This window comes from Streptomyces sp. NPDC051172, assembly GCF_040682555.1.
Taxonomy (GTDB): Bacteria; Actinomycetota; Actinomycetes; order Streptomycetales; family Streptomycetaceae; genus Streptomyces.
Genome location: NZ_JBFBBE010000087.1, coordinates 1 through 13,666 on the forward strand (window position 1 = coordinate 1; position 13,666 = coordinate 13,666).

At 73.1% G+C, this 13,666-nt stretch carries 12 protein-coding genes and 1 pseudogene; 4 read left to right on the forward strand and 9 right to left on the reverse strand.

Annotated features, from left to right (window positions below; all coding sequences use genetic code 11):
• The 4 genes and pseudogenes from AB0N07_RS36455 to AB0N07_RS36470 form a co-directional block, all read left to right on the forward strand.
• A pseudogene (locus tag AB0N07_RS36455) lies at window positions 1-489 on the forward strand (2-oxoacid:ferredoxin oxidoreductase subunit beta); the annotation flags it as partial.
• Entirely contained in the window at window positions 486-809 is a 324-nt protein-coding gene (fdxA, locus tag AB0N07_RS36460; RefSeq protein WP_365842674.1) for a ferredoxin, read from the forward strand. The pseudogene AB0N07_RS36455 and the gene fdxA, both read left to right, overlap by 4 nt.
• A 144-nt stretch (window positions 810-953) precedes the next feature.
• Window positions 954-2,063, forward strand: coding sequence for an AfsA-related hotdog domain-containing protein (locus AB0N07_RS36465; RefSeq protein WP_365842676.1), 1,110 nt, complete (start codon window positions 954-956; stop codon window positions 2,061-2,063).
• Between the two features lie 45 nt (window positions 2,064-2,108).
• The gene (locus AB0N07_RS36470) at window positions 2,109-4,874 is read left to right on the forward strand and encodes a BTAD domain-containing putative transcriptional regulator (RefSeq protein WP_365842678.1); all 2,766 of its coding nucleotides are present in this window, start codon (window positions 2,109-2,111) and stop codon (window positions 4,872-4,874) included.
• A gap of 111 nt (window positions 4,875-4,985) precedes the next feature.
• Here the strand turns inward: AB0N07_RS36470 and AB0N07_RS36475 are convergent, their stop codons facing one another.
• From AB0N07_RS36475 to AB0N07_RS36515, 9 genes are all read right to left on the reverse strand, one after another.
• Window positions 4,986-6,014, reverse strand: coding sequence for an alpha/beta hydrolase (locus tag AB0N07_RS36475; protein ID WP_365842680.1), 1,029 nt, complete (start codon window positions 6,012-6,014; stop codon window positions 4,986-4,988).
• Entirely contained in the window at window positions 6,011-6,193 is a 183-nt protein-coding gene (locus AB0N07_RS36480) for a hypothetical protein (RefSeq protein ID WP_365842682.1), read from the reverse strand. The genes AB0N07_RS36475 and AB0N07_RS36480 overlap by 4 nt, the downstream gene beginning before the upstream one ends.
• On the reverse strand, window positions 6,190-7,302 hold the full coding sequence (locus AB0N07_RS36485; protein WP_365842684.1) for an alpha/beta hydrolase: 1,113 nt from the start codon (window positions 7,300-7,302) through the stop codon (window positions 6,190-6,192). Before AB0N07_RS36485 ends, AB0N07_RS36480 begins: the two co-directional genes overlap by 4 nt.
• 97 nt (window positions 7,303-7,399) lie before the next feature.
• Window positions 7,400-8,230, reverse strand: a complete 831-nt coding sequence (locus tag AB0N07_RS36490; RefSeq protein ID WP_365842736.1) for a 4'-phosphopantetheinyl transferase superfamily protein — start codon at window positions 8,228-8,230, stop codon at window positions 7,400-7,402.
• The gene (locus AB0N07_RS36495; protein ID WP_365842686.1) at window positions 8,184-9,050 is read right to left on the reverse strand and encodes a 2-oxo acid dehydrogenase subunit E2; all 867 of its coding nucleotides are present in this window, start codon (window positions 9,048-9,050) and stop codon (window positions 8,184-8,186) included. Before AB0N07_RS36495 ends, AB0N07_RS36490 begins: the two co-directional genes overlap by 47 nt.
• Window positions 9,047-9,289, reverse strand: a complete 243-nt coding sequence (locus AB0N07_RS36500; protein ID WP_365842688.1) for an acyl carrier protein — start codon at window positions 9,287-9,289, stop codon at window positions 9,047-9,049. Before AB0N07_RS36500 ends, AB0N07_RS36495 begins: the two co-directional genes overlap by 4 nt.
• Window positions 9,286-10,308 (reverse strand): 3-oxoacyl-ACP synthase III family protein, encoded by a 1,023-nt coding sequence (locus tag AB0N07_RS36505; protein WP_365842690.1) that lies wholly within the window; start codon window positions 10,306-10,308, stop codon window positions 9,286-9,288. Before AB0N07_RS36505 ends, AB0N07_RS36500 begins: the two co-directional genes overlap by 4 nt.
• The gene (locus AB0N07_RS36510; protein ID WP_365842692.1) at window positions 10,305-13,340 is read right to left on the reverse strand and encodes a type I polyketide synthase; all 3,036 of its coding nucleotides are present in this window, start codon (window positions 13,338-13,340) and stop codon (window positions 10,305-10,307) included. The genes AB0N07_RS36505 and AB0N07_RS36510 overlap by 4 nt, the downstream gene beginning before the upstream one ends.
• Window positions 13,340-13,618: an acyl carrier protein gene (locus AB0N07_RS36515; protein ID WP_365842694.1), complete on the reverse strand. Its 279-nt coding sequence runs from the start codon at window positions 13,616-13,618 to the stop codon at window positions 13,340-13,342. The genes AB0N07_RS36510 and AB0N07_RS36515 overlap by 1 nt, the downstream gene beginning before the upstream one ends.
• Between the last annotated feature and the right edge of the window lie 48 nt (window positions 13,619-13,666).

Sequence of the window (13,666 nt, forward strand, 5' to 3'; positions counted from 1 at the left end):
CTGACCGAGGTACTGCGCCAGGCTGCCGCCCACCCGGGCACCGCACTGATCGAGATCTACCAGAACTGCAACATCTTCAACGACGGCGCCTTCGACGCCCTCAAAGAAAAGCAGCAGGCCCAGGAGGCGGTCATCCGCCTCGAACACGGGCAGCCGATCCGCTTCGGCGCGGACGGTGCGCGCGGAGTCGTACGCGACCCGCGCACCGGTGAACTCGGCGTCGTCACCGTCACCCCGGACAACGAGGCCCGGGTCCTGGTCCACGACGCCCACGCGGCCTCCCCCACCACCGCCTTCGCACTGTCCCGCCTGGCCGACCCGCAGACCCTGCACCACACTCCGATCGGCGTCTTCCGCGACGTCGAACGGCCCGTCTACGACACGCAGATGGCCGCCCAGCTGGAGGCCGCGCTCGAACAGAACGGCAAGGGCGACCTGGCCGCCCTGATCAAAGGCAACGACACCTGGACCGTGGGGAGTTCCTCATGACGTACGTGATCGCCCAGCCCTGCGTCGACATCAAGGACAAGGCCTGCGTGGACGAGTGCCCCGTGGACTGCATCTACGAGGGTCCGCGCAAGATGTACATCCAGCCGGACGAATGCGTGGACTGCGGCGCATGCGAACCCGTGTGCCCGGTCGAGGCCATCTTCTACGAGGACGCGCTGCCCACGGAGTGGGCCGACTACCGTCGGGCCGACCAGGAGATCTTCGCCCCGGTCGGCTCCCCTGCCGGGGCCGCCGGGGCGGGGCCGCTGCTCGCCGACCACCCCCTGGTGGCATCGGAGCCGGTCCGGGAACCGGGCTGACCGGCCCCGGAAAACGGACTGCAGAGGTCCTTCCCCGGGGCTTCCCCGGTTCTTCAGCGGCATCGGACACCGTTCAAGGGAAAGCTCACAGCTGCTCGCCCGTTCCACCACAACGTCCGGACTCCGTCGCAGCAGAGGACCTTCATGAATCTCCCCTCCTCTCCCTCCACCGGCCCGTGGGGCGCCCCCCCCGGCGGCCCCCACACCCCCACCCCGGCCCCGGGCGCCCCCCCCCCCCCCCCACCACTCACGGACAGCGGGCCACTGCTCGCTCCCTCACCGGCGGCCTCCTTCCTCGGTCCGCACCACCTCGTCCACCGGCCCGACACCCCCGAGGGCTTCCTCCTGGCCGCCACGCCTCCAGGCCGGCACCGCTTCGGATTCTCCGCCCAACTCCCCGAGCGCCACGCGCTGTTCTCCGACTCGACCGCCCCGTTCCACGATCTGCTGTACCCGATGGAGTCGCTGCGGCAGATGGCGGTGTTCGCGACGGGTCACTACTTCCGCGTCCCTCAGAACCGGCGGATCCTGCTGGCGGACTGCACCCTGACCGTCACCGCGCTGACTCCGTGGGAGCGCACCTCCCCCACCGCGCAGCTCACCCTGGACCTCGACCTGACGCCCACCGACGTGGTCAAGGGAGTACCGCGCGCGATGGACTGCAAGGCCGCGATCAACATCGAGGGTGAGCAGTGCGGCAAGGCGGCGGCCCGGCTGGTGTTCCTGATGCCGGGTGTCTATCGCAACCACCGCGCGCACAGCCGTCAGGAGAGCGAACGGTCCGCCGACGGCCACAGCGGACTGCCCGCGGGGCACGAGGTTCCCGGGCCCGAACTCGTCGGACGGCGGATGAGCCGCAACGTCCTTATCGGCCTCCCGCTGGAGGGGGACGACTCGACGCTGGTCTTCCCCGTCAACATCCCGGCGGCAAGGGAGGTGCTGCCCGACTCCGGATCCGAGGTGCCGGCTGCGCTGTTCCTCGAAGTGTCGCGGCAGGCCGCCCTGTTCGGCGTGGGCGAGCTGTACCACCTGGCGCCCGCGCACGCAGTCCTCACCGACTGGCGGGCGACGTTCCGCGGGTTCGCCGAGCCGGGGCTCCCGCTGCGCTGCGTCGTACGGCCGCGGGCCGCCGACGCGTCCGGCGCGGTGCACCGCGATGCCGCCGGGCGGCCGGTTGCCGAACTGGACCTCACCTTCACCCAGGGCATCCGCGTCGTGGCGGCCATGTCCACCTCCGTCCTCCAGATCTGCTGAACGCGCCGACGGTCCCGTACCGGCCGGCATCGCAAAGGAGCACCGATGCGCTTTCGGGTACTGGGGCCAGTGCGGATGGCCCCACGCACACCGACCGCCGCCAAACCGCGGGTGGTGCTGGCCACACTGCTGGTGCAGAGCAACAGCGTCATCTCCACGCACAGTCTCATCGACGAGCTCTGGGGCGTCGAACCCCCGCGCACCGCGGCCACGACCCTGCAGGTGTACGTCTCGCAGTTGCGCAAGGCGCTGCTGGCGGCCGACGGCGACGGTCCGGAGTCCGACGGGCAGCCGCTGCTGACCCAGCCGCCCGGCTATGTCATGCGGGTGGGTCCCGGCGACCTCGACCTCGCCGTCTTCGAGTCGCTGCGCTCGCGCGGGCGCGCCGCCCATGAGGAGCGGGACTACGCGACCGCCTCCCGGTTGCTGGCCGAGTCACTCGCGCTGTGGAGCGGTCCGGCCCTCTCGGGCATCCCGCACGGACCGTCGCTGCAGACGACCGCGATACGGCTCGAAGAGCTGCGCTCCGAGGTGCTGGAGCAACGGATCTCGGCCGATCTGAAGCTGGGACGCCACCAGGAGCTGATCGGTGAACTGATGGCGCTGGCCCATGAGTTCCCGATGCGGGAGACCCTGCACGAGCTGCTGATGGTGGCGCTGTACCGGTCCGGGCGCCAGTCGGACGCGGTGCGCGCCTTCCACCGGGTGCGGCGCACGCTGGTCGACGAGCTGGGCGTGGAACCCGACGCCTCGCTCAAGCGCGTCCTGAGCCGGGTCCTCGCCTCCGACCCCTCGCTCGCCTGGAATCCCGTCCACCGGCCGGCACCGCGTCGGGCGCCTCGCCCGCGGCCCACGCCCGGCGGGCCCGCAGCCGGGAAGGAGGTCGCGGCCGGAACGGCGACCGGGACCGGGACGGAAGCCGTGGCCGCCGTCGCGGGGCCCGCCGCGCCGCTGCTCTGGCTGCCCCCCGCGCTCACCGACTTCACCGGCCGCGACGCGGAACTCGCCCGGTACGCGCAGGTGCTCACGGAGTCGCGGAACGGGACGCCGTGCGTCGTGGCCGTCTCGGGCCGGCCCGGCGTCGGCAAGACGGCCCTGGCGGTCCAACTCGCCCATCGCGCCGAGGGGTTCGCCGCGCGCGTGCTGCTGCCGCTGCGGGACTCCGGGGGCCGCGCGCTGAGCGAGCGGGCCGCGCTGTCCGCACTGCTGCGCCGGCTGCTGCCCCCCGGCGCCGGTCCGGAGCCGCTGCCCACGGAGCCGGACGAGCTGGCGGACCTCCTGCACCACGCGACCCGGGGCCGCGATCTGCTGCTCGTGCTGGACGACGCGGTGTCGGAGGCACACGTGCGGCCGCTGCTCTCGGCGGTCACCGACGCCACCGTCGTCCTCACCGGTCGCCGGCCGCTGGGCGCCCTGGAGCATGCCCGGCACCTCGTGCTCGACGTACTCGGCCGGCGCGAGGCGGAGTCCCTGCTGCTCGCCACGGGTGGCCCGCGGATGGCCCAGGACCCGGCCGCGATGACGGAGATCGCCCGGCTGTGCGGTCGGCTGCCGCTCGCCCTCAGGGTGGCGGCCGGCCTGCTCGCGGTCCGGCCGCACTGGACGGCGGCGGATCTCGCACGCCGGCTCGGCGACGAGCGGACCCGCCTCGCCGCGCTGTCGCTCGGCGACCTGGACGTTCGGGGCGGACTGCTCGCGGCCTACCAGGAGGTGCCGGAGGCGGAGCGGCACGCGTTCCGGACGCTGGGCCTCGCCCCGCTCCCCGACTTCCCGCTGTGGACCGCCGAGTCCCTGCTCGACCTGGCGCCGGAGGCCGCCGAGGAGCGGCTGGAGGAGCTGGTCCGAGCCCAGCTGCTGGAGGCCCGGCAGCCGGCCGACGGCCGGGCGGAGGTGCGGTACGGCTACCACACGCTGCTGCGGTCGCTGGCACTGGACATGGTGGCCGAGGTGGACAGCACGGAGGCCGTGGCCGGGGCGGTCGCCCGGCTGGGCCGGGCCTGTCTGCTAAGGGCGCGGGCCGCCGATGCGCGGCTCACCCCGGGACGGGACCGGCTGGCGGCCACGCTCGCGGCGGACACCGGCACCCTCGACGTACAGGATCCCGCCGCGGCCGCACCGCTGCGCTGGTTCCAGGCGGAGTCCGCCGGACTGCTCGGCGTGCTGCACCGGCTGCACACGAGCGGCCAGTGGGACCTGGTCTGCGCGCTGGCCTCGGCCATGAGCGGCTATTACGAGGCGTGCGCGCTGTGGGACGACTGGGAGGCCAGTCACGAACTGGCGCTGGACGCGGCCCGACGCTCCGGGAACCCCCTTGCGGAGGCGGCGTTGCTCCGCTCGGTGGCGGACCTGTCCTGGCAGCGCCGGCGCAACGGCCGGGCCGTCGACTGCCATCGGCACGCGGCACGGTTGTTCGCGCTGGCCGGGGACGGGATCGGGGCGGCACGCTGTCTCACCGGCGAGGCGGACGTGTTGCTCGGACAGGGCGAGCCGGAGCGCGCGGGGGCGCTGTACCGGCAGGCACTCGCCCGGGCCCGGGCCGCCGGGGACACCCGGGGCTGCGCGGACGCCCGGCGGGGCCTGGCGATACTGGCCCTCGTCGAGGACCGCCCGGCCGACTCCCTGGCGGAGCTCGAGGCCTGCGCGGCCGCCGCGGCCGGACTCGGCGACATCCGCTGGCACGGCTACGCCCGCCGCACCGCGGACCATGTCCGCGCCGCCCGCCACGACGGCCCGGCCGCCTGGTCCCACCTCGAAGTGCGTCCAGGCGTATGGCTGATGAACTCACCACGGGCAGCCGCCGGGGTGGTGTGACGGCGCACGGACCCACGAGAAGGCCCTCGGAGGGCGAGCCCGGACGGGCGGTCGCTCTCCGAGGGCGGAGTTGTCGCTCCTGGACGCTCTCCCGTGGCGTCCGGCGCGTGGTCAGGCCGGGCGCAGGGTGCGTGGTGCGTCGGTCTCGGCCGCCGGCGTCGGTGCCGGCTCTGCCGCGATGCGCGGGCGGGGGGTGGGGCGGCGGTTGCGGAGCAGGTCGCGCCATTCCTCGGGGCTGAAGCTCGCCGGGCGGGTGGTGTCGATGAAGTCCCGCAGGACCGCGCGGAAGCGGTCGGGGTCGGTGCGGAACGGGAAGTGGCCGGCGTCCTCGAAGATCTCCAGCCGGCTGCCCGGCATCGAGACATGGCCGAGGCCCGCGTGCAGCGCAGGCACCACCTGGTCCCGGCCGCCCCACACCAGCATCGTCGGCATTCCCTGGGCCAGATAACAGCGGTCGAGCATCGTGCCCACCTGCCCCCGCCAGTCGACCACCGCCCGCAGCGTGCGCACGAACGCGTTGATCGAGGTGGCGTCGGGCAGCGCGTCCACCACCCGCAGGATGTCGGGCGCGTCCACGGCGAGGTCGGTGCGCAGCCACTCCAGCACCTTCACCGCTGCCCCGATCTGCCAGCGTGTGGTGGGCAGTTGGAGGAGCTGGAGCAGAAGCTGCGCGCCGGGCAGGGAGGCCGCGCGCAGCAGCGGCGTCACCTGCCGGCCGATCCCGCCCGTACCGACCAGCACCAGCCGCTCGCACCGGTCCGGGAACTGGTACGCGAACTGCATGGCGACCGCGCCGCCGAGGGAGTGCCCCACGATGGTGGCCCGTTCGACGCCGAGCACGCTGAGCAGGTCCCGCATGCCGTTGGCGTACGCGGCGAGCGAGTAGTCGGCGCGCGGCTTGGCGGACTGTCCGTGCCCCAGCAGGTCCGGCGCGATCACCCGGTAGTGCTTGGCCAGCCCGGGCATGACGTCCCGCCAGGTGTCGGACGAGTCCCCGATGCCGTGGATGAGCAGCACGGCGTCGCCCCTGCCCGCCATCCGGAAGGCTCTGCGATAGCCGTGCACGGTGCGGTGGCGCAGCCGGATGCCGCCACCGGCCGTACGTGGGCCTGGAACGTTCTGCGGGACCACTGGTCTCATTCCCCCTCGCGCCGGCCCGGGCGGCGGGTACGGCCCGGTCGGTCCTCGGTGTCGTGCGGGGCCGGCGCGGACCGGAAACGGGTGGGCGTCAGATCGCTCTCGATCACTCCGAGTGAGGCGAGACTGTGCCAGGGGCGCACCGTTGCGAGCTTGGTCCTGGTGAAGGGTTTGTCGGTCATGACTGCCTCTCTCCGGGTGCGAGGGTGGTGGGTGTGCGGGGGTGGGTTCGGGCGCTGTCCTCTTCGGTGGCAGGGACGGCCGCGGTACGGCGGCCGGTGATACGGGTCAGCAGCAGCTGCGAGACCAGCCAGCGCCGCATCGCGGCCAGGTGGGCGGGCGATCCGTGCACGTCGTCGAAGGTCTTGACGCGCAGGTCGGGAAGGGCGCGCAGCAGGTGCTGCTCGCCGGCCGGGATGATCTCGTCGCGGCCACTGGCGACGTACCGGACGGGAACCCGGACCCGGCGCAGCTGCTGTGCGGTCAGGGCGTGTTCGGGCAGCGCGGACCACAGCGCGGCCCGGTCCGGCGCACCGGTCAGCCGGCACAGGGTGTCAGCGGTGATGCCGGGCACCCGCGGCCACCACCGGGGGTCGGTGAAGAAGGCGCCGACCGGGGCGCCGACGGTCAGCACCCGGCGGATCCGCGCGTCCTCGGTGGCGGCGCGCAGCGCCAGTTGGCCGCTGAAGCTGAGCGTGAGCATGGAGGTGTCGGAGACCTTCGCCCGGCCCTCCAGCCGGTCCATCAGGTGGGGCAGCAGCCGCCAGGACTCGGGGGTGTGGCGGACGGTGTTCTCGCCGACCCCCGGGAACTCCGTCACCACGGCGGCGAAGCCCAGGCGCCCGAGCAGCGGCAGCAGCGGCGCCCACTGCTCCTTGACGCTGACGATGCCGCCCATCACGACCAGCAGGGGGCGCGGCCGCGGGGCGTCTAGGCCGGTCGCCCAGCAGGCCACCGTGCCGTCCCTGAAGGGGAGTTCTAGCCGTACGATGTCCCGTCGGCGCTCGCGCCAGATGTCGAAGGTGGACACCACGAGCCGTCCGGCGGCCTGCCGGTCGGGGTCGCCGTGGTGCGGGAACCGGGCGAGCGCGAAGTGCGCACATGCGTCCAGGAGCCGTCCGTGCGAGGCTGCCGTGCGGCCCTCGCGGGTCCAGGTCGCGGCCCAGGACCGTGGGTCGCCGCAGGTGTCGTTGGTGATCCCGGTCAGGATCCGGGCGACCCGGCGCGGTGCCATGCCCTGTCCCCTGGCGTGCAGGAGGGCGAATTCCTTGAGTTCGGCGAGATGGTCCATGTGCATCTCCGGTCTCTTCCGTCCCGGTGGGCCTTAACTGTCCCGGCCACCCCTTGCGGGCCGGTTGTACGGCGGGCCCGGGCCTGTCCGGCCCTGCTCACCACCAGTCGTCGTCGCGCCGGTGGCCGGGCTCGTCGGCGCCGAGCGCCTCGGCGAGCGCGTCGACGATGCCGTCGTCGAGCATCGTGTGGGCCTGGGTGTCGGTCGTGACGCCGAAGCCCGAGTCCCCCACGGCCACGCTGATCGTGTACCGCCCGAGCAGCGAGTAGGTGCAGAACGCCCATTCGTTGCCGGTGCCCGGTGTCCCGTCGGGGCGCCGCACCTCGGTGGGGGTGCCGTCGGTCTCGAAGCCGAAGTCGGTGAAGCGGAACTGCATGCCGAGCCCGATGGCCTTGCTGTAGGCCTCCTTCAGCGTCCACAGGCGGACCAGCGCGGGGTCCCGGTCCTGCGGCGCCATGGCCTCGATCAGTTCCACCTCGCGCGGGGTGCACAGGTGCCGTCCGAGCCCTGCCCCGTACAGGGTGCGGTCGGCGCGCTCGGCGTCCACGCCGATCACCGCTCCGGTGGCGAGGCCCACAAGGAGCAGGTCCTCGGTGTGGCTGAGGCTGATCTGCACGCCGTCGTAGCCGTGCAGATACGGCCGCCCCGAGGGGGTGTAGCCGAGTTCGACCGCCTGGGGCGGAACCCGCAGGGCCGCGCCGGCCGCGAACTTCAGCAGTACCCGGGATGCGGCGAAGCGGGTGCGCACCTCCGGGTGGGTCAGGTCCAGGTAGCGGGCCCAGTCACGGCCGAGGAGCGTGCGCAGCCGGGGTCCGCCGGCCTGTTCCGGGCGCCAGTCGTCCAGTTGTGCGTAGAGGACGGCGGTGGCGTGCGTGGCGAGGTCACCTCGGACTCTGTTCCAGTCCCCGCGCGGTCCGGTGATCACGATCGGTTGCCCGAAGGTCCGGCCCGGGGACGGTTTCCCTGGAGCCGTCATCGAAGTCCTCCATGGTGTGTCGGAGATCGCTGAGCACGTCGGCGGCGGTGGCCCCGTCGATCACTCGGTGGTCGAAGGTGAGCCCGAGCCGCATGACCGGCGCGGGCACGACCTGCCCGGCGCGCACCACCGGGCGGTCGATGATCCGGCCGGCGCACAGGGTCACCGCCGTACCGCCCGCGGAGTGGAAGCCGTCGACGTCGCGGTGGCCCAGGGAGCTGACCGAGACGGTGCCGAAGACCTCGGGGCGCCTGCGGGGGTTGCGCAGTGCGGCGGCGAAGGCCGCGCGGCCGAGCGGCACGGGGAGGCGGCCGAGCAGCCTGACGCCCTTGAACTCGGGGAGCGTGCCGGTGTCCTCGCCGCGGTAGCGGTCGACGCGGTCCTGGATCTCGCCGAGCGAGGCGCTCTCGAGACCCGGCAACAGGGCGGAGAGCACGGTGCGTTCGCCGTCCACGGTGCGGTCGAGGGCGAGCTTGGCGGTGACCTGGCCGAACCGCACGGTTTTCGGCCGGCGCAGGGCCGACGGCCAGCCGGGCGCCAGGACCGCGTTGGCCCGGGGGTGGCGGGCGAGGGTGCGGCCGGTGGCATACAGCAGGTAGCTCACCACGGAGCGGCGGGTGCCCTCCGCACGGGCGGCGGCCCGGTGCGCCTGGATCCGGGTCATGTCGACCTCGGTGTCCAGGTGCACCGGCCGCTGGTCCGCCGCCCACTCCAGGAAGTAGAGGGTGTGGCGGCGGCGCCGTTCGTCGTGCGGGCCGGGGGTGCCGTTCACGCGGCGACCACCAGTTCGTAGATCTCCTTGAGGCTGCGGGCCTCCAGTACCCGGCCGACGGGGACGGAGTGACCGGTGGCCTGCTCCACAGCGGTGACGAGCTTCAGCAGGTGGAGGGAGTCCCACTCGGGGAGTTCGTCGAAGTCCGCGCCGACCTGCTCGTCAGCCAGGGGCAGGCCCAGTTCGTCACGGACGGTGCCGATGAAGTCGGTCAGGCTGTAGGCGGGTTGGGTGCTCATATCCTCTCCAGGGCGAAGCCGGCCTTGATCCACTTGCTGGACTCGATGGCGACCGCCAGGGCCTTCTGGCCGGCCGACATCTTCTCCAGGAGCCGCTCGATCTGCAGGAACGGCAGGGCGTTGCCGTTGTTGCCGGTCTCGGCGACGCAGGAGATCTCCGTGGCCGTCGGCACGTCGAGCTGCTCGGTGATCTTCCGGGTCATGCGGCCGGACAGTTGCGGGGGCAACAGGTAGTCCAACTCCTCGGCGTCCCAGTCGAGTTCGCCGAGCAGTTCCCAGAGGATCTCCACGGCCATCACCGGGACCTGTTCCTCGATGGCCTTGTAGTCCTCGGTGAGCGCCTGGCGGTCGTCGAAGCGGTCGGCCAGGCCGAACCACTCGATGACCTGGCCGGGCTTGCGCCCCAGTCCGGTGAAACGGTTCAGCACCTGTTTCACCGCGACCTGCTCGCCGCGCGGCTCGTCGGTGAGCACGGCGGCGCCCGCCCCGTCCCCGAACAGGACGTAGTTGACGAGGTCACTGGGCGCGGCCTTGGACAGATCGCGGTTCAGGTCGAGGTGCTTGCTGCACACGTCGCCGCCGATGACCAGGCCGGTGCGGTACTCCCCGGAGGCGATCAGCGTGCGGCCCAGGCTCAGCGCCTGCACCGCACCCGCACAACCGGACTGAAGCTGGAACGTGGGCACCTGGTCGATCCCCAGCCGGTCGACCACGTTGTTCACGGTGGCCGGCATCAGGGTGTCCGGGGTGGCGGTGCCCAGCACCACGAACTCGATGTCGGCGAGGTCGACCCCGGACTCCTCTACGGCCCGTTCGGCCGCCTGGGCACACAGGTCGGCCAGCGACCAGCGCACCTCACCGGTCGTCAGGTCCCGGGCGAAGTGCCGGGTCCTGGTGCCGATGAACACCTCGATCCACTCCTCGTTGGCTCCGAGCACCCTGGCCAGCTCGGCGTTGCCGACCGGGTCGCCGGGCAGCGCGGTGCCGACGGAGGCGAGATACACCTGGTTGTCGGTCATGCCGTCCTCTCCTCAACGGTGGCGGGCTCGGTCGCGCAGTGCTCCCGCAGGAAGTCCACGAGATCGCCGACCGAAGCCAGCTTGGGCAGCAGGTCCTGCACGGTCAGCGCGGCGACTGCGGGCAGCCGCTCCTCGATGCGGTTCTTCAGCTCCATGACCATCACGGAGTCGAAGCCGAGGTCCTCGTACAGGCGCAGATACGGGCTGAGTTCCTCGCGTTCGTAGCCTCCGACCTGGCCGATGGCCGCCAGGGCGGCCTCGGTCACCGGGTCGCCGGGGGCCGCGCGCTCCAGGGTGAGCACTCCTGTGGCCTCCGGCTCGCGCTCCGCGGCCGGTGCGCTCTGGAGGGTGACGGGACGCAGCGGCTCCCCGGTCGGCGCGTCGCGGCGGGCCCGGACGGGTCCGCCACGGGTCCAGTAGCGGTGCGCGTCGCTGAACACGTACGGCGGCAGCCGGTACGCCGTCCGGTCGCGCTCCTCGTAGGCGGCGTCCCAGTCGGGCGTCACGCCGCCCCGGTACAGGGCTGCGAGCGCGTCCGCCAGGTCCCGGCCGGTGGAGTCCGCGCCGCGCACCGGCAGGACGTGGGCGGGGCGGGCTCCCGACGCGGGCGGCGGGAGCTTGCGGGTCATCGAGGAGAGCACGGGCGACGGGCCGATCTCGACGGTGTGGCTCGGCCCGGCCGCCAGCAGTTCGGCGGACGCGTCCGCGAAGAGCACCGGACGGCGGATGTGGGCCACCCAGTAGTCGGCGTCCATCGGCTCGCCGTCCAGCACCCTCCCGTACAGGGTGGAGTACAGCGGCAGTTCGGGTGTGCCGCCGCCGACCTCGCGTGCGATCTCGGCGAACTCCTCCAGCATCGGTTCCATGAGGTACGAGTGGAACGCGTGCGACACCCGCAGCATCCGGGTCCGTATCCGGTCCCGGTCGAGTTCCTTGTCGATGCGCTGCAGCGCCATCAGCTCGCCGGACAGCACGGTGGCGCGCGGGCCGTTGACGACGGCGATGCCGATCTGCGGCTCGTCCGCGAGGCGCTCCTCAAGCTCCTCGCGGCCCGCAAGTACGGCCAGCATGCCGCCGCCGTCGGGCAGTTGCTGCATGAGCGCGCCGCGGGCGGCGATCAGCCGGGCCGCGTCCTGGAGCGGGAACACACCGGCCAGGCAGGCCGCCGCGTACTCGCCGACGCTGTGGCCGAGCAACAGGTCGGGACGCACGCCGAGTTCCCCGAAGGTGCGGCCGAGCGCGTAGCCGACGGCGAACAGGGCGGGCTGCGCCCAGCGGGTCTGGTGCACCGACTCGTCGCCGGCCAGCAGCAGATCGCGCACCGAGCCCCCGGTGTGCGGGAGCAGGGCGGTGTCGGCTTCGTCGAGGAAGCGGCGGTAGAGGGGCGAGTCCTGGTAGAGGCCGGCCGTCATGCGCGGGTACTGGGAGCCCTGGCCGGTGAAGAGGAACGCGGTGCGCGGCCTGGCGCCGGGCGCGCCGGTGAGCCGGGCCAGCAGATCCGGGTCGGCGGCGGCCGCGCGGAGCTGCTCGACGAGCGCGTCGGTGTTCTGCGCGGAGACCGCGAAACGGTAGCGGTGGCCGGACTTGACCCGGTTGGAGGTCCAGGCGACGGCGCCGACCGGTGCCCGGCGGGCCGCCATGGCGTCGGCCTGGGCGACCAGGTTGCGACGCAGGGCGACGGGGTCCGGAGCGGTCAGGGTGAAGACCGCCGTGCCGATCCCGGTGGCGTCGACGGCCGGCTCCCGGCGCGGACGGGCGGCCTGCGGCGGCGCGGACTCCAGGACGGCATGGGCGTTGGTGCCGCCCATGCCGAAGCTGCTGAGGCCGGCCACCGTGGTGCCGCGCGGCAGCCGCAGCGGGGCCTTGAGCAGCCGCAGCCCCTTCTGGCGCAGGTTGAGCTGCTCGTTCTCCTTGGCCGCGAACCGGCTGGCCGGCACGGTACGGTGGTGCAGCGACAGGGCCACCTTGATGAGCCCGGCGATACCCGCCGCGCCCTCGGTATGGCCGAGGTTCCCCTTGACCGAGCCCAGCGCCATCGGCTTGCCCGTCCGGCCGGCGTGGTGGTGGCCCAGCGCGGACGCCTCCATCATGTCGCCGAGCGCGGTGCCGGTGCCGTGTCCCTCGGTGAAGGCGATGTCGGCCGGCTCGACGCCGGCGCGGCGGTAGGCGGCCGCGATGACGTCCTGCTGGGCCCAGCGGTTCGGCGCGGTCAGGCCGTTGCTGCGGCCGTCCTGGTTGACGGCGGTGCTCCGGACGACCGCGTACACCTGCTGGCCGTCCGCGAGAGCGTCCTCCAGCCGGCGCAGCACCACCGCCCCGACGCCCTCGCCGCGGCCGATGCCGTCGGCCTGCGCGCTGAACGGCTTGCACCGGCCGTCGGGCGCGGAGAGCCCGGCCTGTGTGTAGAAGATCGACAGGGCAGGGGTCAGCGCCACGTTGACGCCGGCCGCGATGGCGTAGTCGCACTCCCCGGACAGCAGGGCGTTGCCCGCCAGATGCACGGCGACCAGGGACGACGAGCAGGCGGTGTCGACTGCGAGGCTCGGGCCCTTGAGGTCGAGGTGGTAGGAGATCCGGTTGGCCGTCATGCAGTAGCCGTTGCCGGACCCGGCCTGGGCGGTGACCTGGTCGTAGTCGGTGAGGTGGAGCTGGGCCCACTCGTTGCCCATGATGCCGACGTACACGCCGGTCGCGGTGCCGGCGAGCCGTTGCGGGGGCAGGCCCGCGTCCTCGACGGCCCGCCAGGCGCACTGCAGCAGCAGCCGCTGCTGCGGGTCCATGGCGGCCGCCTCGCGGGGCGAGATGGTGAAGAACTCGTTGTCGAACGCGTCGGGGTCGTCGATGAAGCCGCCCTGGGTGGTGTTGGAGCGTCCCTCGGCCTGGGTGGCCGAGTGGAACTCCCGGGCGGCCCACCGCTGTTCGGGGACGGTGCCGATGCCGTCCCCCGAGCGCATGAGCAGGTCCCAGTAGGCGCCCGCGTCGGGCGCCCCCGGGAACCGGCAGTCGATGCCGACGATGGCGATCCGGTCCATCAGCCCGCCGCCGCCTCGATGGCCAGGCTCTCGGCGAGGTGGGAGGCGAGCGCCTGGACGGTCGGGTAGTCCCATGCGACGGTCGGTTCGAGGATCAGGTCGAAGTCCTCCTCGATGTCGCCGCACAGGCTGAGCGCGGCCACCGAGTCCAGGCCGTACTCGGCGAGCGGCACGGCCGGGTCGATCTCCGCCGGCTTGCGCTTGAGGTAGAGGGCGATGCGGTCGGACAGCCACGCGGTCAGCTCGTCGGTGGTGCGTCCGGTGGTGGGAACGGCCATGTTGTGCTCCTCGGGGAGGTCTGCGGTGCGTCTGCACCGACGGCGGGA

Coding starts and splice junctions, on each gene's coding strand:
- AB0N07_RS36475 (WP_365842680.1), bottom strand. CDS start 6,014: ATGAGACCAGTGGTCCCGCAGAACGTTCCAGGCCCACGTACGGCCGGT.
- AB0N07_RS36515 (WP_365842694.1), bottom strand. CDS start 13,618: ATGGCCGTTCCCACCACCGGACGCACCACCGACGAGCTGACCGCGTGG.
- AB0N07_RS36485 (WP_365842684.1), bottom strand. CDS start 7,302: ATGGACCATCTCGCCGAACTCAAGGAATTCGCCCTCCTGCACGCCAGG.
- AB0N07_RS36505 (WP_365842690.1), bottom strand. CDS start 10,308: ATGACCGACAACCAGGTGTATCTCGCCTCCGTCGGCACCGCGCTGCCC.
- AB0N07_RS36480 (WP_365842682.1), bottom strand. CDS start 6,193: ATGACCGACAAACCCTTCACCAGGACCAAGCTCGCAACGGTGCGCCCC.
- AB0N07_RS36465 (WP_365842676.1), top strand. CDS start 954: ATGAATCTCCCCTCCTCTCCCTCCACCGGCCCGTGGGGCGCCCCCCCC.
- AB0N07_RS36470 (WP_365842678.1), top strand. CDS start 2,109: ATGCGCTTTCGGGTACTGGGGCCAGTGCGGATGGCCCCACGCACACCG.
- fdxA (WP_365842674.1), top strand. CDS start 486: ATGACGTACGTGATCGCCCAGCCCTGCGTCGACATCAAGGACAAGGCC.
- AB0N07_RS36510 (WP_365842692.1), bottom strand. CDS start 13,340: ATGGACCGGATCGCCATCGTCGGCATCGACTGCCGGTTCCCGGGGGCG.
- AB0N07_RS36500 (WP_365842688.1), bottom strand. CDS start 9,289: ATGAGCACCCAACCCGCCTACAGCCTGACCGACTTCATCGGCACCGTC.